Below are 21,042 nucleotides of genomic sequence, written 5' to 3' on the forward strand. Positions count from 1 at the left end.
TATCCTCAACTTGTGGCCAGCTGCTGTCCAGAGAGGGATCCCGACCTGAGAGTCGATGGCTACTGGCCGGGCAGCAGGTGTTGGGTGATGAAATCCGTGTACACCTCGCCCCGCAAAAAAGCCTCGTGGCGCAGGATCTGCTGGTGGAAAGGGATCGTGGTGGGCACCCCAGTGATGGCGCATTCCCCCAAAGCCCGCTGCATGCGGCGGATGGCTGCTGCCCGGTTAGGCCCCCAGACGATCAGCTTGCCCAACAGCGAATCGTAGTAGGGGGGAATGGTGTAGTCGGTGTAGATGTGGGAATCCATGCGCACCCCCGGCCCCCCAGGGGGCAAATAGGCACTGATCGTGCCAGCGCAAGGCCGAAACTGCTGCTTGGGATCCTCGGCGTTGATGCGGCATTCGATGGCATGGCCCCGCAGTTCCACATCCTTCTGGCGAAAGGTGAGGGGTTGACCTTGGGCAATGCGAATCTGCTCGGCAATCAGATCCAGCCCGGTCACCATCTCAGTAACCGGATGCTCCACCTGGATGCGGGTGTTCATCTCGATGAAGTAGAACTGGCCATTTTTGTCCAGCAAAAACTCCACCGTGCCCACCCCCACATAATTCACCACCTTGGCCGCTTTCACCGCCGCTGCTCCCATGCGGGCGCGCAAGCTTGCAGTCAAAGCCGGGCTGGGGGCCTCTTCCAACAGCTTTTGATGCCGCCGTTGAATGGAGCAATCCCGCTCGTACAGATGCACCACATTGCCCTGGCTATCCGCCAAGATCTGAAACTCCACATGACGGGGGCGCTCGATGAACTTCTCCAAGTAAACCCCGCCGTTGCCAAAGGCTGCTTGGGCTTCCCCCTGAGCGGTGCGCAGCATCTTCAGCAGCTCCTGGGCATCCCGCGCCACCCGCATACCCCGCCCCCCGCCACCGGCGGTGGCTTTGATGATCACGGGGTAGCCGATTTTCTCCGCCAGCTTCACTGCCTCCTCCTCAGAGGTGATCAACCCGCGGCTGCCCGGCACCGTCGGCACCCCCACCGCTTGCATGGTCTCGCGGGCCGTGGCCTTGTCGCCCATCTTGCGCATCGCCTCTGGCGAGGGGCCGATGAAGATCAAGTTGTGGTCGGCACACATCTCGGCAAATTTGGCATTCTCCGCCAAGAACCCATAGCCCGGATGAATGGCAGTGGCCCCGCGGGTGAGGGCTGCCGAGATGATGTTGGGAATGTTGAGGTAGCTTTTGGCCACCGGGGCATCTCCTACGCAAACAGCCTCGTCCGCCAGTTGGACGTGCAGAGAGTTCTGATCCGCAGTGGAGTAAACGGCCACAGTTCGGATCCCCATTTCCTGACAGGTGCGGATGATGCGCAGGGCAATCTCACCCCGGTTGGCGATCAGGATCTTGGTGATGGGCGGCATGAGGGAGGTTCAGAGCAGAGGGATAACTTGACCGCTAAAGCCAGCAGTCTGTGAACGCAAGGTTAAGTTTAGGTGCTCATCCTACTATGCCAACCAGAGGGAAGAATAGAGAAGGCTGGTGGGGATCCCACATTCAGCCCATCCAGTCGACAACCTAGGTAGGACTGAGGCTACAGGGATCCGGCTGCAGCAGAATCCCAGTGGGGGCAAACTGCGTCACCCAAAACTCTACATCCTGAAACTGGTGACGCAGGGTGTTGCGCACTTGGGCGGCCAGCTCCAGGCTGGGCATGATTCCGAAGACCGTTGGCCCTGACCCCGACATCAGGGATCCCAGTGCCCCCGCCGAGAGAAGAGCTTGGCGCAGCTCCCCTACAATCGCGTACTCCGGCAAAACCACCTGTTCCAGGTCATTGCGCAAACTCCTGGCCAATGCCGGCGGATCCTGACGGCTGAGAGCCGCCAACGCCTGCGGCAAGGTGGGCAGTGTGGGTTTGGGTAGGGCATCCCCCCCCAAGCTCCCCTGACGAGAACGAAAGGCTTGATAGGCCCAGGCAGTCGAAACCCCCAGGTGCTTGGGCTTGGCCAGTAGCACAGGGATCCCTTCCCAATCGGCCAGCGGCTCCAAAACTTCCCCGCGCCCGGTGGCCAGTTGCGTTCCCCCCTGGATACAGAAGGGAATGTCGGATCCCAGACGGGCTGCCAAGCTCTGCAACTCTCCCACCGTCAGGCCCAGCCCCCACAGTTGGTTCAACCCCACCAAAACCGCTGCCGCATCAGCCGAGCCCCCCGCCAAGCCTGCTGCCACCGGAATGTGCTTTTCGATGTGAATCTCCACGCCAGCGGCAGAGTGACACTCTTTTTGCAGCAGCTCAGCGGCTTGATAGGCAAGGTTGCGGGCATCTGCAGGCACTTCTGGACGATCGCAGGTGAGGTGGATCCCGTGAGGACGGCTCTTCAACTGCAGTCGATCCGCCAAATGAATGCTCTGCAACACCATCGCCACCTCTGAATACCCATCAGGACGGGAGCCGAGGATTTCCAGGTAGAGGTTGATCTTGGCGCGGGCAATCAGGGTACAGGCTTGCATGGGGCAAAAATCTGGGTCAGCAACAACTTTTCAACTCCCCTCAGCCTGTACAGACTTATCCGGGGAGATCTCCCAGCCTGATTCTAGCGGCAGTGGATCCCCTCTCTAGCTGCCAGAGCGAGGCCATGGCCCCAGCCACTCTCCACCGCGAAAGCGCCAGCGGGGAAACAAAATGCGCATTACCACCCAAGCGCTGAGGTAAAGGCAAACCCAGACCACACTGTAGTGGAGAATAAAATCTCCCAAGTCAAACCGTTGGGTTGGGATATAAGGAAGACCCACCACCTTCAAGACTGTACCCAAAAAAAGCCCTTCCCAAATGCCGGCCAAAAGCTGAAGGATCCCAGGCCAATCGTGATCCCACATCCACCCCATCAGATAGTTATAAACGACATCCCAAACACAGCCAAACAGACCCACGTAGAGCAATACCCAAAAATAGGTGAGGCTGCCGCCATGTCCAGTGATCCCAAAATAAAAGGGTAAACTTGCCAAAACACCAACGGTGGCCAATAAGAAAATGCGAGTTTGCCAGCGGCCAATCAGGGTCGGAGTCATCTTTTCCTCCAGCAGTTTTGCCTATCGAGATCATCAGGATCCGTGTCGCTCCCAGTCTGTTTGAGGGAACCTTCTGGCCCTCACCCCCAACCCTTCCCCCTTTGGTATAGAAGAGTTGGGGATCAACGCAACACCCCTTTCACCAGGTTCAACGGGATGGGGAATAGCCATGATGTGTCGCCAACAATAGCGTTGATAACCATAAACATCCGGCAAAATCCAGGAGCGTTGCCCAATGTCGGCAAGCTAGGGGCTGATGTTTAGGGCCCACTTGCACCATTGCCACAGGGATCGGATCCCTTCTAGACCTTTGACCCCCGGTGCCCGCAGTCGGGCCAGGTGCTCCACCGAGCGATGGGCACAGTACTGTAAGCCCAAAAACGTATCTACCGGCGCATAAGGCCCGCCCAAGGTGATGATCCCAGCGGCGTACATTCGCCCATCCCGGTTGCGCATCTCCACCAGCTCAAAGTCGTTGGAGACATGCAAGCGCCCGTGAGGATTGAGGGGCAGGTTGTAGTGGGTAATTAGATCGTTGAGGAGAGGATTGGTCATGGGATCCGAAACCAAACCCGTACAGTCGATAACGAAATCGGCCTCCACCTTTAATTGCGTGTTGTTGTGGGTACCTCGAATGTAGGTTACCGGCTTACCCTTGTCGCCGGGAACCACCGACTCCACCTTGCCGAACACAATCGAGTACCAGCCCTCTCGCAACCCTTGCCGCACGATCCGCCGCCATTTCCGCCGACTTGCTGTCGTGGTGCCGCCCCAAGCTTCCAGCAGTTCGCGCCGTTCCAGGGGGGTCGCCGCTTCCAATTTGGCACGCAGAACTCCTCCCCAAGTGCCCTTGGGCCAGTTGAAGGGCTGAAACTCCCAATGGTTATCCACTGCCCGTTTGGCTCGTCCGAAGCGATTACCGCTTTTGGGCGCACGGCTCAGATGCACCACCGAGATGCGGGGGTTGACTTTGCGGGCTTCGTAAAGGCGTTCCATCACCTGAGAGGCGACGATCCCAAATCCCCGAATTAGGACGGTGCCACCTTGTTTCTCCAACTGCTCATAAACGTGATCATGAGGCTCATAGCCGTGTACCACCGATCTCAAATCTCCTGTTTTTTCGCGAAACTCCTGCAGGTCGTTGAGCAACTTGATGGCCGGATATCCAGTTGCCAAATGGAGATACTTGGCCACCATAAAACGGTGATCCGTATGGCCGGGCCGCGTTGCCGAATAGGCCACCACATATCGCCCATCCTCCGTTTTGCGAATGGCGCGAATATGGCCGTAACACAACATTTGCTCCCAACCAATTCGGGCTGCCTCCCGATCCATTGAGGCAAATACATCCCCCGCCCGCGGCGTATAGGTATCTGCCAACAAGGGCTCACTAAATACCTGCCACAAAAAGCCGAATGCTTCCAACAATCGGCCGGAGAAAAAGGAACGCCAAGCATCCCGCAGAGCATAGCCAGGCCAGCCCCAAATGTTGTCTGGACAAGAATCGGAGCCAGAGCGAATTCGCTTCCAGCGGGGGATCTGGCAGTTGGTCAAAAGCCGTTCATACCGTTCGTAGGGTTTACGGGCAATGCTGATGACGCGAATGTGCTCCGGTCTGACCCCGTAGATGCGCAGGGTATCCACCCAGACAAAGCTGCCGATACCGCCGCCCAAGGCCAAATAGAGGGTCTCTTCCACAGGTAGTCCGGTGGCTTTGAGGGCGCTCAGGGCAATTTGCTCAGCTCGAAACAAATCCGGCGGCGGAAAATCCGAGCCAGGCCGCACCTCGGGAAGCTGCTCTGGGGCAAAAACCACCGTGGAAGCCGGGGGAACCTCAAATGCGGTGTCGGGTTGGGTGGCCGGGCGAATCAGTTCGGTGCGCGGCTCCAGCAAAAGAGTAGGGGTGGCGGTCAGAAGGGTGGCATTGGGATCCCTGGGGGACACCAAACCCACGGTGATGCTGTAGGGGCCAAGCTCCACCACTTCTCCCCCCTGGAGCACCCGGCGTGCCTGACGGATTTTTTCCCCATTGATGCGGCTGCCGTTGGCACTGCGATCTTCATAGATGACCTGGCCATCCTCACCGAGATAGACGAGGGCGTGATAACGGGAGATCTCCTGGCTGGCAAACACAGCCCGCGCCACTTCTCGACCTTGCCATTCCTGTGGCAATTGGGCCAGCTCCCTGCCCAAGGCAAGAGGCAATGGAAAAATCAGCTCCTGCTGTTCTTCGGTGATGGGATCTTCCCAGCTCAGTTGAATTTGCATAGCTTCTGCTTACCTTTACAAAGATCATGAAGAGGCCATTGAGAAAACACAGAACAGCGCGACCTCACAGGTCACTTTTGGTTTGCCCGGGATCCCTTTTTTCTATCCCCCACGGACTTGGATCAGCCACTGGGATCTGTAAGAAGAATTAAGAAGAATAGAAAGGGTTGGTCCTCTAGAGAGGAGGTTGTGGGGCTTTGCCAGCTTCTGGAGGAGGGATCACCAAGGTAGCGCTCAAGACCAAATGTCCACAGTAGGGACAATTCTGACCCTGATATTCTGGGGGCAGGTAGTGAGGGTTTTCCAGGCGGCTGCACTTAACCTTGAGGGTGTCCAAAGTGCCGCGGCTGAGGAGATCCCCCTGATCCTTCCTGGCCACTTCTATAGACTTCACCCTCAGCACAATGTGCCCCAACTGAATTTGGCTATTGGCCTCAAGCGCAAGCTCTTCCTGAATTATTTTTCGGCCATTCACCCAGACAGGGTTGGGCTGCTTAGGAGGCAAACGATCCCGAGTTAAGTTGCGAATGTGAAAGTTTAAGGTTTTGGGATCAAAATAAAGCCCGGCGTGAATTCCTGAAACCGAGCGAGTTGGGTCGTGAAGCACCACATCGCAGCCGGGATCCCGTCCAATGGTAACCAGCTTAGAGGGGACAGGCGAAACCGTTTGAGATCGACGCCGGTCGGCTTCGGTCCATTCTAAAGTGAGTTGACACACGATCCCATTCTCCACAGTTCAGCGCCTCCATTCCCTAGATCGGCTTCAGCATATCCAAAGGTCAGCTTGGGGAAAGCAGAAGATGTCTTTTTCGTCAAAATTGTTATCTTTTTGGATAACTATAACCTACTCCCCTGACCAAAGGCTTGCGCTGATCCGGATCACCTGAGTTGGGATCTCCGAGTTACATTCCTGCTGGAGACCGTGCCCAAACGCTCCGCGCCGCTTCCGCGACCACCCTCAGCTCCTCTTCCAGAGGGAGAGGGGAGCCAGACGGAAAGGTTTCATTCATGATGTTTAGACCATGATGTTTAGAGTGACTACATACTCGACTTTATCCCCACCCGATTTGAAGCAACAAAACTCGATCTCCTCAGGAACGGCGAGGCCGTTCAAGTTTGACCGAGGTGGCCTGATCCCTTGGCCGGAAGCCTCAGAAATCCACCTGAGAGATAGGGCCTAGAGTGAGTTTTGAGTTTCTGGGGATCCTGCAAGACTAGTATCCTCTGTGTCTTTATCCAAACCGTTTTCAAAGCACTCCGGTAAATGTGAAACTGCCGCTGCCCAGCCGCTCCTGCCGATCGAACACACTGATGGTGAGCTGATGGGATCCCGTTTGAGTGAGGGTAAAGCGATTCTGGGTCAGGGTCAGCCCTGTAACGGTGCAGGTGGTCGCCCCAACGAAGCAGCCGGGCAACTGAGCGGCATCAAAAGCTCCCAGAGTTACGAAATTGCCGAGTGGGGTGGTGACAGAAGCCAAAAAGGCGTTGGAACCCCGGATCCCGGCAGGGGCTTCTACCCGGAAAGACACCACAAAGGTCGGGGTTTGCCCCACCGAGACGGTGCGCGGGGAGAGATCGGTAATGGTGAGGGACGGAGCAGGTATGGGAGGTGGCAGGGGCGGAAGATTGCTGCTGCCGGTTGTACCCCCACACCCCACCAGAGCGCTGCTCAGCAGCACCAGCACTGGGATCCGTTCATGTATCCGCTGCATCATCTCTTCTCCATCCCCAAAAGATCCCAAAGGAGTCTCAAAAGACCTTCTTTCTTGAGCTTATTGTCCGAGGTTGATCTTCACCAAGCCAGTGGGCAGAAAGGAGAGAACCTGGCAAGCAGCAGCCTGGAATCCTTCGTCTATTCCCCTTGCAAAAGGTTTTGGCAAGCTGTGGCAATGGCCCAGTCCTCTTGGGCTGAGATCACCAGAACCCGCACCGGAGCATCCGAAGTGCTGATATCGCAGTTGCGGGGGGATCCGGCATTCAAAACCGGGTCGATCTGGATCCCCAAAAAACCTAGGTCTGCACAGGCTGCCGCCCGCACCGGTGCTGAGTTTTCCCCAATCCCCCCAGAAAACACCAGCGCATCCAGCCGATCTAAGCTCATGAGCATTGCCCCAATCTGGCTGCGCAGACGGTGGACAAACAGATCGAAAGCCAGCTCCGCCCGGGCATGGCCTGCCTCCATTGCCTCCAACACAACCCGCATATCGCTGCTTAGTCCGGAAACGCCCTTCAGCCCTGATTCTCGGTTCAAGATCCGATCCAGTTCATCCACGCTCATGCCCTGGCGCAACTGATGGATCAAAATGCCCGGATCCACCGACCCCGACCGGGATCCCATCATCAAGCCCTCCAGAGGGGTATAGCCCATGGTGGTATCCACGCTTCTGCCCCCGCGAATAGCCGCCAACGAACAGCCGTTGCCCAGGTGACAGGTGATCAGCCGCAACTCTTCCAGGGGTCGGTTCAAGATCTCGGCAGCGCGACGGGCGCAATGCTCGTGGTTAATGCCATGAAACCCGTAGCGGCGGATCCCTTGTTCAGCCCAGGCATAGGGGAGGGGGTAGAGGGCTGCTGCCGGGGGCATTTGCTGGTGGAAGGCGGTGTCGAAAACGGCCACCTGAGGGATCCCGGGCAACAGTTGACTCAGCAGACGAATGCCGGCTAGCGCGGCAGGGTTGTGGGCCGGAGCCAAGGGGATCAGTTGCTCGATCGCCCGCTCCACCTCCGGTGTAATTAAGGTAGGCTGCCGGTACAGGGATCCCCCATGCACCACCCGATGGCCAACGCCGCCGATCTCAGCCGCCTGGGAGAGCAGGGATCCCTCCCCTTGCCAGAGGCTTTGAAACAGCGGGGCCAATTGGCCGATCCCCCTCTCAGGTGAAACGGAGGGAAAAGGTTCCCACCCACCGCCTCGCCGACGGGTCTGGATGAGGGCCTCCCCCGGCTTGTAGGTGAAATCCACCTGGGCTTGCCAGATGGGCGTGGCCTCCACCCTTCCCTCAACCGCCAGAAATAGGGAGGATTTGAGGCTGCTGGAACCGGCATTGACGACCAGAATATTCACAGCGTGTCTTCGTCGGCCTTCGCAAGGCTTATCGACTTCAAGCTAACGCTCAATCTCGACTTTGACTTCGGACTGCAACCGTTGGTAACACGCTCCAGCCTGGGCCTCCCCTAGGCAGTTTGCACTTGGCGCACCAACCCAGTCGCCCTCAGAGCAGCCAAAGCGCGATCCCGGTAACGGCCATAGCGCTCCTGCTTGTTGCGAAGCTGGCGCCCCTCCAAATCCGGCAGCAGCCCAAAATTGGCCGGCATCGGCTGAAAATGCTTGGGATCCGCGCTGCTGATGAATTGAAACAGGGATCCCATCATCGTCTCGGGGGGCAGCGTGATCAAAGGCAACCCCAGAGCCAAGCGGGCGGCGTTCTGTCCGGCCAACCATCCCCCTGCCACTGCGCAGGCATAGCCCTCGGTGCCCACCAACTGGCCGGCGGCAAACAGCGTGGGTCGGCGACGGAATTGCAAGGTCGGCCACAAAAGCTGGGGGGAATTCAAAAACGTATTGCGGTGCATCACCCCAAAGCGGACAAACTCCGCCTGTTCCAGGCCAGGGATGAGACGAAAGACCCGCTGCTGTTCTCCCCATTTCAAGTTGGTTTGAAAGCCCACCAAGTTCCACAACTGCCCTGCTTTGTCCTCTTGCCGCAACTGCACCACCGCATAAGGACGGGATCCCGTGCGCGGATCCACCAGCCCCACCGGCTTCAAGGGGCCAAAACAGAGGGTGTCTTTGCCTCGTCGCGCCATTTCTTCAATCGGCAAGCAGCCCTCGAAAAACTTGCGTTCCTCTCGTTCAAAATCCTTGAGGGGTGCCTGCTTCGCCTCCACCAGTGCCTGCCAAAACCGTTCATACTCCGCCTCCGTCATGGGGCAGTTGAGATAGGCTGCCTCCCCCTTGTCGTAGCGGGAAGCCTGAAACACCACCGCCCGGTTCAAGGAATCCCCGGTAACAATGGGGCTAGACGCATCGAAAAAGCTCAGGTACTCCAGGCCCGTAAAAGCTTGCAGCGCCTTGGCCAGGGGATCGCTGGTCAGAGGGCCGGTACAGAGGACGGCAATGCCTGCCGGGATCTCCGTTACTTCCTCCCGGCGCAGGGTGATGCGGGGATGGTTTTGAATGGCTTCCGTGAGAGCCTGGCTGAAGCGGGCCCGATCCACCGCCAATGCCCCTCCTGCCGGCACTGCATGGCAATCCGCTGTCGCGATCACCAGGGATCCCAGTTGTCGCAGTTCTTCCTTGAGCAGCCCTGCCGCCCGATCGCTGGCCGCAGCCCCAAAGGAGTTGCTGCACACCAGCTCCCCCAACTGATCGGTGTGATGGGCCGGGCTCTGGCGCACGGGGCGCATCTCCGAAAGAATGACAGGCACTCCTAACTGGGCAATTTGCCAAGCGGCCTCTGTCCCCGCCAACCCCCCGCCCACAACATGGATGGGGGCGAAGGCTCCCGCTCGTGCAAGCGGGCTGGAAGCCCTTGGGTTAGTTGGAGGGTTCATCACAACCTCCGGGAGGGAAGAGAAGAATAGAACGCACCCTGCCGAGGCCGGAAACGGCCCAGGTCAGACCCACTATACCAACCATCAGCATGGCCCGACCTGCACGAGGCAAGTGACCAAGAGGCGGGATACGCTACTAGATACGCTACTATGAGTACCCACTGACACCCAGGATCCCAACCCATGACGGAAACGGCTGACCTTTGGCCACAGCTTTTGGGGCAGTTGCTGGATCGGCAATCTCTGAGCGAAGCCCAAGCTGAACAGTTAATGAACGGTTGGCTCCAGAACCAAGTGCCAGATGTGGTGTCGGGGGCGATTCTGGCGGCTCTGCAAGCCAAGGGGGTCAGCGCCGGTGAACTGGCCGGAATGGCACGGGTGCTGCAGCGGGCTTCGATGGGATCCCCGCTGGACTTGCCTCTCCTGGTGGATACCTGTGGCACCGGCGGCGATGGGGCCGGCACTTTTAACATTTCCACGGCGGTGGCCTTTGTGGTCAGTGCAGCCGGGATCCCGGTGGTTAAACATGGCAACCGTTCCGCCTCTGGCAAGGTCGGCTCGGCGGATGTGCTGGAGGCCCTGGGGGTGAACTTGGGGGCTGAGCCAGAGCGGGTGCGGGCGGCTGTGGCGGAAGTGGGCATCACCTTTTTGTTTGCTCCCCAGTGGCACCCGGCCATGCGGGCGGTGATCCCCTATCGGCGGGCCCTCAAGGTTCGCACCATTTTCAACCTGTTGGGGCCCTTGGTCAACCCCCTCTATCCCAACCGCCAGGTGATCGGGGTTTACGCCCAGGAACTGGTGCCGGTGATGGCAGAGGCCCTGCGCCTGTTGGGACGGGAAGGGGCCATTGTGCTGCACAGCCGCGAAGGTCTCGATGAGGCCGGGCTGGATCAGCCCACGGATTTGGGCGTCCTTTGCGGCGGGTCGGTGCGGACGGAAGTCTTGAACCCGCGCGACTATGACCTCACTGCAGCACCCACCCAAGCCTTAAAAGGGGGAGATCTGCAGGAAAATGCTGCCATCCTCGCCCAAGTTCTCCAGGGATCCGGGACGCCTGCCCAGCAGGATGTGGTGGCCTTGAATGCTGCTTTGGCCCTGCAGGTGGCCGGAGTGGCCCCAGATTGGAGAGCCGGGATCGCCCAAGCTCGCGAGATTCTCGCCAGGGGTGCCGCTTGGGATCGCTTGCAACAGCTGGTTCATTTTCTCAAGGCTTGATGCCGGTAGGAGCCCAGGAGAGGGCGACAGGGATCCCACCTGAGCCTAGGGCTAAAACTCCCGCCCTCGCCCAAAGGCCAGAACTTCATCCACCCCCAAGCGAGGCTTGCGCGGCAGGTTACCCGCTGCCGCATATCCAACCGCCAGCAGCATCACCGGCACGTAGCGGTCGGCAATGCCGAACTCCCGCTTTACCCCTTCCGGATCAAAGCCGATCATCGGCCCGCTCACCAAACCCTTGGCCTGAGCCGCGATCATCAGCGCCATGGCAGCCATCGCCCCAGAGCGAATCGCTTCATCCCGCGCCAAGGTGGGATTGTGGAGATAGGTTGCCTGGGCCATGTTCACCCAGCCTTCCGCTTTTTCGGGGGGGAGGATCCCGGCAGCAACGCTTCTTTGCACAATTTCAGGCAGTTTCTCATACCCCCGCAGATCCCCCAGGATGATAAACACCACCGATGCATCCGCCACCTTCTGTTGGTTGTAGGCCAGAGATTTGAGGCGCTCTTTGTCTTCCGGGTCGGTGACCGCAACAAACCGCCAGTGCTGAATGTTGAAGGAAGAAGGAGCTTCCGTAGCATAAGCCACCAGCTCTCGGATCTCCGCTTCCGATAAACGGCGGCTGGGATCCAATTTGTCGGCGGAAATGCGCTCTTTCAGGGCAGTTAGGGCGTCCATAGGGATCCTCAAGTGTCGGTAGAAAGGCTGCTCCCCCCAAAGGTAGGGGCAGGATTGGCAAATGGCTATACATTCCGTGTTCAAACGGTCTGTCTTCTTTGTTATCTCCCTTTTATCCAGCCTGTGGCAACCGGGTGAGGCACAAACTGGGCCTTGGCAGGGCAGGCAAGCGGGATCCCTGACGCAAAGGCAGGTATGATAGAGAAACAAATAGGTCTCATCTGGATCGTCAGATTGGTGTGGTTGATGGGGAGAAGCAATTGGTGAACTTCGGTCGGGTGCTGACGGCCATGGTTACCCCCTTTACCGATGAGGGGGAGCTTAACTACGATGAGGCCGCTCGTTTGGCCGATTACTTGGTAACCCACGGCAGTGACGGCTTGGTGGTCTGTGGCACCACAGGCGAATCTCCCACCCTAACCTGGCAAGAGGAGTATGAGCTGTTCCGCGTGGTGCGAGATGCCGTAGCCGGTCGGGCTAAGGTGATCGCCGGGACGGGATCCAACTCCACCCGTGAGGCCATTGAAGCCACAAAAAAGGCCGCTCAATTGGGTTTAGACGGCTCTTTACAGGTGGTGCCCTACTACAACAAGCCTACCCAGGCCGGCCTTTATGAGCACTTCAAAGCCATTGCTCAAGCCAGTGACCTGCCCATCTTGCTGTACAACATTCCCAGTCGGACAGGGGCCAGTTTACAGCCGGAGACCGTAGCGAAATTGGCAGAATTGGAAACGGTTGTCGCCATCAAAGAAGCCAGTGGTATGATGGATGTAGCTTCGGAAATTCGGCGACTCACTCCCTCGCGTTTTGCCATTTATTCGGGAGATGACTCTTTGACGTTGCCACTCCTATCTTTGGGGGGCAGCGGTGTGGTCAGTGTAGCCAGCCACCTAGTTGGGTTGCAGTTGCAGGAGTTGATCCAGAGCTACATCAGAGGGCAACACGATCAAGCTTTGGCCCACCACCTGCGTTTGTTTCCGTTGTTCAAGGTTTTGTTCATCGAGACCAACCCGGTTCCGATCAAGGCAGCATTGGAGATGCAGGGCTGGCAAGTGGGTCGAGCTCGTCTTCCCCTAGCGCCTCTGCAACCCAGTTCTCTGCAGGTTTTGCGACAGGTGCTTGAAGAGATGGGCCTGCTGGCTGAATCAAAGGGATCCGAGCGAATGGCGACAAAAGTTTCATGATTGCATTTTTCGGTTTTGCTTCCGCTATGGCCGGGGTTTTTAAGGGTTTGCAAGGGGCTCTTTTGTGGCGTTTGACCTGTGGGTAAGTGGCTTTTTCCCCGAAAAGCTCTTTCCCAGCTTGGGAAGCAAATAAGTTGCGGCGGCTGAGTTCAGCTTTCACCCACAGCCTTGTTGGGGATAGCTTGTGCCCATTTCTGTTTTTGTTTTTTTACTGTTGAGGATCTAAACCCATATGCCAACACCACGTTCTTCAGTTGTTTCTCGTTCTGTAACCCCACAATCCACCTCTTCCGTTCAGATGATTCCGCTGGGCGGCGAACGGGAGATCGGCAAAAACACATGGGCCTTCCGCTACGAGGACGACATTATCCTCTTGGATGCCGGTTTGGCTTTTCCCGATGAGAGCATGCACGGCGTGAACATCGTGCTGCCGGACATGACCTACATCAAGCAAAACCGCGACAAAGTGCGGGGGATGGTGGTTACCCACGGCCACGAAGATCACATCGGTGGCATCCCGTATCACCTGCGGGAATTTGATATTCCGGTCATCTACGGCCCCAGATTGGCGCTGGCGCTGCTGGAAGAGAAATTGCGGGAAGTGGGCCTGCTCAACCGCACAGAGCTGCGTCCTGTTGGCCCCCGTGAAATCGTTCCCTTGAGTAAGCACTTTTTTGCCGAATTCATTCGCAACACCCACTCTTTTGCCGATAGCTTTACGGTGGCTCTGCACACGCCTGTGGGCGTCATTATTCAGACCGGCGACTTTAAGATCGACCATACCCCTGTGGATGGGGAGTACTTCGACCTGCAGCGGTTGGCCGAACATGGGGAAAAGGGAGTGCTCTGCCTGATCAGCGACTCCACCAACGCTGAAGTGCCGGGGTTCACCCCCTCTGAAGCCTCAGTGGTGCCGGGTCTCACCAAGGCAATTGCGGGAGCCAAGGGACGGGTGATCATCACCACCTTTGCTTCTTCGGTACATCGTCTCAACTTGGTGCTGCAGATTGCCGAACAGCAAGGTCGGGTGGTGTCTCTGCTGGGCCGCTCCATGCTAAACGTGGTGGCTCATGCGCGGCGCTTGGGCTACATCCGCTGCAAGGACGAGACGCTGCAGCCAATGCATGTGATCAACAGCCTGCCGGATGACCGGGTGATCATCCTCACCACCGGATCCCAGGGAGAACCGCTGGCTGCTCTTACCCGCATCGCCAACGGTGAGCACCCGCAGTTGCAAATCAAGCCAGGAGACACGGTGGTGTGGTCGGCCAACCCGATCCCTGGCAACACGATCGCAGTCTCGCGGGTCATTGACAAGCTAATGGAGCTGGGAGCCAATGTCATTTACGGCAAAGACAAGGGCCTGCACGTTTCCGGCCACGGCTGCCAGGAAGACCAAAAGCTGATGATTGCCCTCACCCGCCCCAAGTTCTTTGTCCCCACCCACGGGGAATACCGCATGCTGGTCAAGCACGCCGAAACCGCCATGAGCATGGGGATCCCGCGGGAAAACATTGTGATCATCGACAATGGCGATGTGGTGGAGGTGAACCGGGAGCGCATTGCCATCACAGGCCGCGTCCCCTCTGGCCTACAGATGATCGCCGCTTCCCACGATGGAGTGGTGATGGATGAGATGATGCAGGAGCGGCAGCAGATCGCCAAAGACGGTATGGTGACGGTGGTGATCAGCCTGGACGGCAGTGGCCAGTTGCTCTGCACCCCACAGGTGCAAACCTTTGGCTTGGCAGGCGGAGGCAACCACCTCAAGGGATCCGACCTGAAACCCCTTCTGGAGAACACGCTTCGGCAAGCGTGGCCCCAATTTGCTCGTTCGCTGGAGCGGGGCAGCCTGGACATCGACTGGGCCGGCCTCAAGGGCGAAGTGGAGCGGGTGGTGCGTCGTTTCTTGCGAGAACAATTGCCCGGCAGGCCCACGGTGGCGGTTTTTGTGCAATCTCCTGAAGAGGAGTCTGGGCCTTCTTTGGGTGTGGAAACCCAACCGGAGCCGGTGGCAGGTGCTCTGGGCCGGCGGCGGCGTTCCTCGACGGCTGTGGCTGCTTCCTAAAACTGGCCCGTTTTCCATGGGTGGATCCTCTGAGCGCCTTTGGGATCCCTTGCCCGGTGCAGGGATCCTTCCTATTGTGCCGGCTTGTATCCATCCGTGAGAAAACTGCGGAGGGCAGACTCTGCCGCCGCATCTGGTTGCAGGGATCCCACCTCGCTAAAGGGAGGGCAGCGGGTTTGGGGAGGGAGCGGTTGCCGAAGGGCGCTCAAGAAGGCATCGGCCAAATCGGCGTAGCCCCGGTCGTTGGGGTGAAAGCCGTCGGCCAGCGGGCCGGGAAAGAAGGACTCGCGTCGGTAGGAGCGGGGATCGCAGAGCAAGTCCACCACTGGGATCCCCTGTTGGCTTAAGGGGTTGATGGCCCGTTGCGTGAGGCCAACCGAGATCAGGGAGAGCAGTTGGCGCACGCTGCTGGGTTGCTGCTGACCCAGAGGAATCAGGGCGAAGTTGGGCAGGTTGGCCACCGCCAGGCGAGCTTGAGGGGCACGGGCACGCACCGCTTGCAGCAGGGTTTGGTAATCGGCGGCGAATTGTCGGATCTGCTGATCGACGAAGGGCAAGGGATCCTCACCTTGGAGAGCCCGTTGAGCCGCCGCCAGAGCGATGGCGTTGGTATCGTTTCCGCCCACCCAAATGGTGATCAGGGTGGCATCGGGGGGAAGGCGCGGCACTTGATCCTGCAGCAAATTGGCCGGGATCCCCTGCCTCAGGGCTTGCATGGCGGGGCTGAGCACCGCTCCCGAACGGCCCAGGTTGATAAGCTCCACTGGGCCGGGCAGCAAGCGAGCCAGGCGGGGCACATAGCCCGTTCCATTGGGGCAGTCCAGGGGCTCTGAGCGCTGGGGTCGAGTGCCGGCGGCGTTGGCTGGGCCATCACAGGAAATGGAGGCGTTGTAGCCAACGGCATCGCTGGCTCCCAGGGCAACGTAGCGGGTGAGGGTGGGTGGGCTGGGCACAACAGGGGATCCAGAACTGGCAGAGCAGCCGGTTAGCCCCAAACTGAGTATCAAAATCAGCAGGGAGAGGAGGAACACCCAGCTGTCTTGTTGTCTTGGAGTCGAGTTTTCTGGGGTTCGGGTGCTGGCATCCTTTGCAGAGAGAGGCATGGGAAAGCGGGCATAGATAGGGCGAGGCGGGAAGCACCCCCAGACAGGCTAGCCAAGGATCCCAAAATTGGCGAGGTATGGTGGGAGTATGCCGCTACGGTTTTGCAAGTCCCGCACCTACCACGATCCCCTGCATGGCGCCATCAGCCTGAATGGAGGGGACGCGGTTGAGGCTCTGCTCATTCGCCTGATCGATACACCGGCCTTTCAGCGGCTGCGCCGCATTCGCCAGTTGGACACGGCCTTTTTTACCTTCCACGGGGCAGAGGGATCCCGCTTTACCCATTCGGTGGGGGTGCTGCAGGTAACGCGGCGGCTGTTCGACAAATTGGCCCATCGCCACCCGGAGCTGCGTCCCTATCGGGCGGTAACCTTGGCCTCGGCTCTGCTGCACGACATTGGCCATGCCCCTTTTAGCCATGCCGGGGAAGAGATCTTCGGCTGCCGGCACGAGGTTTGGACGGCCCGCATTCTCCGGGAGGATCCCCAGGTGAGGACGCTGCTGGCGGAGTTTGATTCCCAACTGCCGGCCCAGATGCAGCAAGTGCTGCAGAAGCAGTTTCCCCTGCCGCTGGTGGGGCAACTCATCTCCAGCCAACTGGACTGCGACCGCTTCGATTACCTGATGCGGGATAGCCTGCTCACGGGTGCCCAATACGGCCACCTGGACTTGGATCGCATCCTAACGGTGCTGGATTATGACCCGGAGACGGGATCCCTGTCCATCCCCGCCCGCAAAGGCCTGGGGGCCATCGAGCACTACCTGGTGGTGCGCTATTTCATGTACACCCAGGTGTACCAGCACCCCAAGAGCCTCTGTGCCCGTTTTATCTTGGAGCGGCTATTCAGGCGGGCAGAGGCGCTCCTGCAAAGGGGGGAGATTGAGCTGGATCCCATCCTCAGCGCTTGGTGCTGGGCCTCGCTGGCGGCTCAAAAAGGGGATCCCTTCGAGTTGCCGCTCCCCCTCTACTTGGCTGCCGACGATATCATCTTCAGCTACCCCATGCGCCTCTGGGCCATGTCGGGGAAGGATCCCATCTTGGCGGATCTGTCGCGGCGCTACTTGGAGCGGGATTTGTTCAAGGCCCGCAACATTACCCAGTTGTCTGAGGAACAACGCCAAACCCTGGTGGCCGCCGTGCAGGCCAAAATGCTGCAGGACGGGCTGGATCCTGAAAGTTACTTGGGCATCCGCTCTGCCCATGTCCAGGGCTATAGCTTTTATGACCAAGGGATCCAGCTCAAAACCGAGCGTGGCTATGAAGAAATTGCCCATCTTTCCCCTTTGGTGCGTGCCTTGGTGGAAACCCAGCGCCAGGTCTGGCTAATCTTTCCCCGGCCCTATGGCGATATCGTAGAGGGGGTTTTGTCTGCCTAGAAAATCATTGGGCCATCCCAGAGCTAGAGCATTAGAGGTGGGAATCTGTTCCTGAGCACATCTAAACAACGAGGGAAGCAGGAGTGGGGATCCGAGAAATCCTAACGGGGGTATTGTCCTTAACAGCTTTGGCGATTGCCCTAGTGGCTCTGCAACTGAGGCGAGCGTTGCGGGCTTCCCCCTGGCTGAGGGATCCCCCGGCGGAACAGGCAGGGGAAATCGCGGCCGGGATGGAGCGGCTGGCGGTGATCGTGCCCGCCTACAACGAGGCCGAGAACGTGGTGGGCTGCCTGAGCAGCATTCTGGACAGCACCTCTGCCCCTTTACAGGTGTGGTTGGTGGACGATGAATCCACGGATGCCACCTGGGAGCTGGCCCAAGCCCTGGCTGCCGAACGGCAAGATCCGCGCCTACACCTGCTCAAGGGGGATCCCCGTCCCAAAGGCCAAAGGTGGGTGGGCAAAAACTGGGCCTGTGCCCAAGCCGTCGCCCGCGTAGAAGCCGACTACTTGCTGTTTCTGGATTGCGACGTGCGGCTGGGATCCGGTGCCATTGAAGCGGCCTTAGGACATTTGCTGGCAAGCGGCAGCGGCTTGGTGAGTGTAGGGCCGCAATTGGTGTGCGGTTGCCTGGCGGAGTGGCTGGTGCAACCCATCATGATGACCATCCTGGCGGTGGGTTACAACTTTGCCGCCGTCAACGATCCCGACAACCCCAAAGCCTTTGCCTTTGGTCCCTTCCTGCTGTTTCGGCGCTCTGCCTACGAGCAAGTTGGCGGGCATGCCGGAGTGGCCGATGTGGTGATCGAGGATGTGGCCCTGGGGCAACGGATCAAAGCCCAGGGGTTGGGCCTGCAAATTTGCCTGGGAGGGCCGCGGGTGCGCAGCCGCATGTATGCCAACGGGGCTGCCCTTTGGGAAGGGTGGACCAAAAACTGGTTCCTGGGCCTGGAGCGCAACTGGGCCTTGGCGGTGTTGGCAATGGGTACGGTCTTGGGGATCTGCAGCTTGCCCTGGTTGGGGGTGATCCTGGCTGGGGCTACGGGATCCCTGGAGGTGCTGTTGGCCAGCTTGGCAGGGATCCTGGCCCAATTGGCCATCCGGCTTCTGCTCCGGCATTGGGCGCATCTGCCCCTCTGCTACTGGTGGCTAACGGCAGTGGGGGGTTGGGCGACAGCGGCCATCATCTTGGCTTCGGCCATCCGCACCACCACCGGCCGCAACTGGACTTGGCGGGGCCGTTCTCTCGCCGTCCACTGACCGGAGTGCGCCAACACCCCAGAAATGGTACAAGAACATGGTCTAATGGGGGATGTTCGGAAAACAGGCAAGCTGGGTTTAGAAACAGCGGAATAGCACACCATGCAGGCTCTGGTCATCGGATCTGGGGGGCGAGAACACGCTCTGGCCTGGAAGCTGTTGCAGTCTCCCCAGGTTACTCGGATCTACTGTGCCCCCGGCAACGGCGGCATGCAGCAGCTGCCCCGCTGTCAATCCGTGGCTTTGGCGGCTACCGACATCGAAGGGCTGGTGCGGTTTGCTACCGTACAAGGGATCCGCCTGACGGTGGTAGGGCCAGAGCTGCCCTTGGTGCAGGGGATCGTGGACGCCTTCCAGGCAGCAGGGTTGCCCATTTTCGGGCCTAGCCGCGCCGCTGCCCAACTGGAAGGAAGCAAACTCTGGGCTAAGCAATTGATGCAAGAGGCGGGGATCCCGACTGCTCGCGCTACCGGCTTTGCTGAGCTATCTGCCGCTGTGGCCTATCTCGACTCCCAGAGTTTCCCAGTGGTCATCAAAAAAGACGGACTGGCTGCCGGCAAGGGGGTAACCGTTGCCCAAAACCGGGAAGAAGCCGTGCAAGCCCTGGAAGCAGCCCTGGCCAAGCCGGGCGATCAGGTGCTGATCGAGGAGTTTATCCCCGGCCAGGAGGTGTCGGTTTTGGCTCTAACCGATGGCCAGATCTGTGTGCCGCTGCCACCTGCCCAGGACTACAAGCGCCTTGGCGAGGGCGATACTGGCCCCAACACCGGCGGCATGGGAGCTCATGCCCCTGCGGATCACCTGGTCACTCCAGAAGGGTTGGCCCGCATCCAAACCCAGATCCTGGATCCCACCCTGGAGGCTTTGCAACGGCGGGGCATCCGCTACCAGGGGGTGATCTATGCCGGTTTGATGATCACGCCCAGTGGGGATCCCTACGTGTTGGAGTACAACTGCCGCTTTGGGGATCCCGAAGCTCAGGTCATCCTGCCCTTGCTGGAAAACCCTTTGGACGAGGTGCTGCTGGCCTGTATAGAAGGACGGCTGGCCCAAATCCAGCTCAAATGGAAACCCGGCTATGCCGCCTGCGTGGTGATGGCAGCCCCAGGCTATCCCGATGCCTACGAGCGAGGGATCCCCATCTCCGGCTTGGATGCAGCCGCTGCTACAGGGGCGTTGGTGTTTCACGCGGGTACCCGCCAGGCGGGCAAGCAGCTCCTGAGCGATGGCGGGCGCGTTCTCTGTCTTACCGGCCAAGGGGCAACCCTATCCGAGGCCCTGCGCCAAGCCTACGCAGCTGTGGAGCAAGTGCAGTTTCCCAAGGCCTACTATCGTTCTGACATCGGCAGCCACGCCCTGGGGCCTGCCGTCCGCCGAGGAGTGATCCCTACCCCATAAAGCCATCCCTTGCCCTCTCAGCTGCAGCCGGATGGAAGAAGCCCCAGAGGGGTCGCTCCTCCAGGGCCCATAAAGCAGCTTTGAAAAAAGCTTTGATGCTTAGACGATAGCGCTTTCGGTAACAAGACGGCAACAGTGATATCAAAAGCTCAACTTTACTTTAGATTCCTTAACAATAGCCCTCTGCTTTGACTAGGCACGGATATTGCTGAGCTGAGTCTCTCCCCTCTCGAGGGGGATCCCCCATTAGCCCACTTGAACTGTTGCGGACCCGGATCCCCTAGAGCAGGCATTTCCTCTCCCAGGGTGGAAGAGGGGTTGGGGGTGGTCGTCTGGGGCAGCGCATGGCAGAGGAGACTATCTCTCTCAAATAGATTCAGAGTAACTGCAATCACCATCCCTCGCCATCTTCAGGCCAAACTCTCGCAGAGCGGGCAAGAAATTTTTGTTTTCGTGATGGGATCGGCTTAACTTAAGCAGGGCAAATTTCTGGATGTCCTGCAGATTCTTCCAGAAATCAAGAGTAAGCTGGATCCCCAGGTCTTGAGCTTTTTGTTGGACAGCCATCGGGATCTGGTGCGGATTTTGCCATTCAGGCTGGGGATCGATGGGAATCTCTTGCACCTCTTCGTGGCAGATGGAGCGGACCAACTGACGTAGATAGCTGCGGAACTCTTGTAGATCTTGAGGAGATTCAGAGGGCCAATCAACACACTTCCGCCGCTCTTCTAAGGAAAACTTGGCCCATTGATGGAGCTTGAGCTTGATCCCGCACAAATCCAGCTTTAGGCGCAAGGTCATGGGGATGCATCGCAGAGAGTCGGCAAAATCTTGCTCAAACTGAAACAGAGTCATGGGAACCTCGATTAGGAAC

At 58.8% G+C, this 21,042-nt stretch carries 17 protein-coding genes; 6 read left to right on the forward strand and 11 right to left on the reverse strand.

All coding sequences use genetic code 11. From position 1 onward, the window contains the following. Positions 1-59: 59 nt before the first annotated feature. The 8 genes from accC to trmFO all read right to left on the reverse strand — a co-directional run bounded on the left by accC (position 60) and on the right by trmFO (position 9,885). On the reverse strand, positions 60-1,415 hold the full coding sequence (accC, locus tag NW816_RS04910; RefSeq protein ID WP_414332260.1) for an acetyl-CoA carboxylase biotin carboxylase subunit: 1,356 nt from the start codon (positions 1,413-1,415) through the stop codon (positions 60-62). A gap of 154 nt (positions 1,416-1,569) precedes the next feature. Beyond that, entirely contained in the window at positions 1,570-2,505 is a 936-nt protein-coding gene (gene ispE / locus NW816_RS04915; RefSeq protein ID WP_414408431.1) for a 4-(cytidine 5'-diphospho)-2-C-methyl-D-erythritol kinase, read from the reverse strand. 105 nt (positions 2,506-2,610) lie between these two features. After that, positions 2,611-3,063, reverse strand: a complete 453-nt coding sequence (locus NW816_RS04920) for a hypothetical protein (protein WP_414388642.1) — start codon at positions 3,061-3,063, stop codon at positions 2,611-2,613. A 246-nt stretch (positions 3,064-3,309) separates the two neighbouring features. Continuing rightward, entirely contained in the window at positions 3,310-5,331 is a 2,022-nt protein-coding gene (locus NW816_RS04925) for an FHA domain-containing protein (protein WP_414382798.1), read from the reverse strand. A 175-nt stretch (positions 5,332-5,506) separates the two neighbouring features. After that, on the reverse strand, positions 5,507-6,049 hold the full coding sequence (locus tag NW816_RS04930) for an FHA domain-containing protein (RefSeq protein ID WP_414408432.1): 543 nt from the start codon (positions 6,047-6,049) through the stop codon (positions 5,507-5,509). A gap of 529 nt (positions 6,050-6,578) precedes the next feature. Then, positions 6,579-7,046 (reverse strand): hypothetical protein, encoded by a 468-nt coding sequence (locus NW816_RS04935; protein WP_414356936.1) that lies wholly within the window; start codon positions 7,044-7,046, stop codon positions 6,579-6,581. 137 nt (positions 7,047-7,183) lie between these two features. Beyond that, a complete protein-coding gene (locus NW816_RS04940; protein ID WP_414374027.1) occupies positions 7,184-8,395 on the reverse strand; it encodes an acetate kinase in 1,212 nt (403 codons plus the stop codon). A 110-nt stretch (positions 8,396-8,505) separates the two neighbouring features. Beyond that, positions 8,506-9,885, reverse strand: coding sequence for an FADH(2)-oxidizing methylenetetrahydrofolate--tRNA-(uracil(54)-C(5))-methyltransferase TrmFO (trmFO, locus tag NW816_RS04945; RefSeq protein ID WP_414408433.1), 1,380 nt, complete (start codon positions 9,883-9,885; stop codon positions 8,506-8,508). Between the two features lie 183 nt (positions 9,886-10,068). Here trmFO and trpD point away from each other — a divergent pair, with 183 nt between their 5' ends. Beyond that, a complete protein-coding gene (trpD, locus tag NW816_RS04950) occupies positions 10,069-11,100 on the forward strand; it encodes an anthranilate phosphoribosyltransferase (RefSeq protein ID WP_414408434.1) in 1,032 nt (343 codons plus the stop codon). Positions 11,101-11,151: 51 nt separating this feature from the next. On the opposite strand, the gene NW816_RS04955 is transcribed toward trpD, so the two are convergent. Continuing rightward, entirely contained in the window at positions 11,152-11,778 is a 627-nt protein-coding gene (locus NW816_RS04955; RefSeq protein ID WP_011431721.1) for a nitroreductase family protein, read from the reverse strand. Between the two features lie 263 nt (positions 11,779-12,041). Between NW816_RS04955 and dapA the strand changes: the two genes are divergently transcribed. Further along, positions 12,042-12,962 carry a 4-hydroxy-tetrahydrodipicolinate synthase gene (gene dapA, locus NW816_RS04960; protein ID WP_414408488.1) on the forward strand — a complete coding sequence of 307 codons (921 nt, stop codon included), beginning with the start codon at positions 12,042-12,044 and terminating at the stop codon, positions 12,960-12,962. Positions 12,963-13,194: 232 nt separating this feature from the next. After that, entirely contained in the window at positions 13,195-15,030 is a 1,836-nt protein-coding gene (locus NW816_RS04965) for a ribonuclease J (RefSeq protein WP_414408435.1), read from the forward strand. A 71-nt stretch (positions 15,031-15,101) separates the two neighbouring features. On the opposite strand, the gene NW816_RS04970 is transcribed toward NW816_RS04965, so the two are convergent. Continuing rightward, a complete protein-coding gene (locus tag NW816_RS04970; RefSeq protein WP_414390498.1) occupies positions 15,102-16,061 on the reverse strand; it encodes an SGNH/GDSL hydrolase family protein in 960 nt (319 codons plus the stop codon). A 160-nt stretch (positions 16,062-16,221) separates the two neighbouring features. Between NW816_RS04970 and NW816_RS04975 the strand changes: the two genes are divergently transcribed. From NW816_RS04975 to purD, 3 genes are all read left to right on the forward strand, one after another. Further along, positions 16,222-17,511, forward strand: coding sequence for an HD domain-containing protein (locus NW816_RS04975; RefSeq protein ID WP_414349558.1), 1,290 nt, complete (start codon positions 16,222-16,224; stop codon positions 17,509-17,511). Between the two features lie 83 nt (positions 17,512-17,594). Beyond that, positions 17,595-18,770 carry a glycosyltransferase gene (locus NW816_RS04980; protein ID WP_414383000.1) on the forward strand — a complete coding sequence of 392 codons (1,176 nt, stop codon included), beginning with the start codon at positions 17,595-17,597 and terminating at the stop codon, positions 18,768-18,770. 102 nt (positions 18,771-18,872) lie between these two features. Then, positions 18,873-20,168 (forward strand): phosphoribosylamine--glycine ligase, encoded by a 1,296-nt coding sequence (gene purD / locus NW816_RS04985; protein WP_414408436.1) that lies wholly within the window; start codon positions 18,873-18,875, stop codon positions 20,166-20,168. 366 nt (positions 20,169-20,534) lie between these two features. Here the strand turns inward: purD and NW816_RS04990 are convergent, their stop codons facing one another. Beyond that, positions 20,535-21,023 (reverse strand): nitrate reductase associated protein, encoded by a 489-nt coding sequence (locus NW816_RS04990; RefSeq protein ID WP_414408437.1) that lies wholly within the window; start codon positions 21,021-21,023, stop codon positions 20,535-20,537. Positions 21,024-21,042: the final 19 nt, after the last annotated feature.

The organism is Synechococcus sp. W55.1 (assembly GCF_047461655.1).
Lineage (GTDB): Bacteria > Cyanobacteriota > Cyanobacteriia > Thermostichales > Thermostichaceae > Thermostichus.

What these genes read in the sequence shown, in the direction of transcription:
- accC (WP_414332260.1), bottom strand. Translation starts at nt 1,415, where the DNA reads ATGCCGCCCATCACCAAGATCCTGATCGCCAACCGGGGTGAGATTGCC.
- ispE (WP_414408431.1), bottom strand. Translation starts at nt 2,505, where the DNA reads ATGCAAGCCTGTACCCTGATTGCCCGCGCCAAGATCAACCTCTACCTG.
- NW816_RS04920 (WP_414388642.1), bottom strand. Translation starts at nt 3,063, where the DNA reads ATGACTCCGACCCTGATTGGCCGCTGGCAAACTCGCATTTTCTTATTG.
- NW816_RS04925 (WP_414382798.1), bottom strand. Translation starts at nt 5,331, where the DNA reads ATGCAAATTCAACTGAGCTGGGAAGATCCCATCACCGAAGAACAGCAG.
- NW816_RS04935 (WP_414356936.1), bottom strand. Translation starts at nt 7,046, where the DNA reads ATGATGCAGCGGATACATGAACGGATCCCAGTGCTGGTGCTGCTGAGC.
- trmFO (WP_414408433.1), bottom strand. Translation starts at nt 9,885, where the DNA reads ATGAACCCTCCAACTAACCCAAGGGCTTCCAGCCCGCTTGCACGAGCG.
- trpD (WP_414408434.1), top strand. Translation starts at nt 10,069, where the DNA reads ATGACGGAAACGGCTGACCTTTGGCCACAGCTTTTGGGGCAGTTGCTG.
- NW816_RS04955 (WP_011431721.1), bottom strand. Translation starts at nt 11,778, where the DNA reads ATGGACGCCCTAACTGCCCTGAAAGAGCGCATTTCCGCCGACAAATTG.
- NW816_RS04965 (WP_414408435.1), top strand. Translation starts at nt 13,195, where the DNA reads ATGCCAACACCACGTTCTTCAGTTGTTTCTCGTTCTGTAACCCCACAA.
- NW816_RS04975 (WP_414349558.1), top strand. Translation starts at nt 16,222, where the DNA reads ATGCCGCTACGGTTTTGCAAGTCCCGCACCTACCACGATCCCCTGCAT.
- purD (WP_414408436.1), top strand. Translation starts at nt 18,873, where the DNA reads ATGCAGGCTCTGGTCATCGGATCTGGGGGGCGAGAACACGCTCTGGCC.
- NW816_RS04990 (WP_414408437.1), bottom strand. Translation starts at nt 21,023, where the DNA reads ATGACTCTGTTTCAGTTTGAGCAAGATTTTGCCGACTCTCTGCGATGC.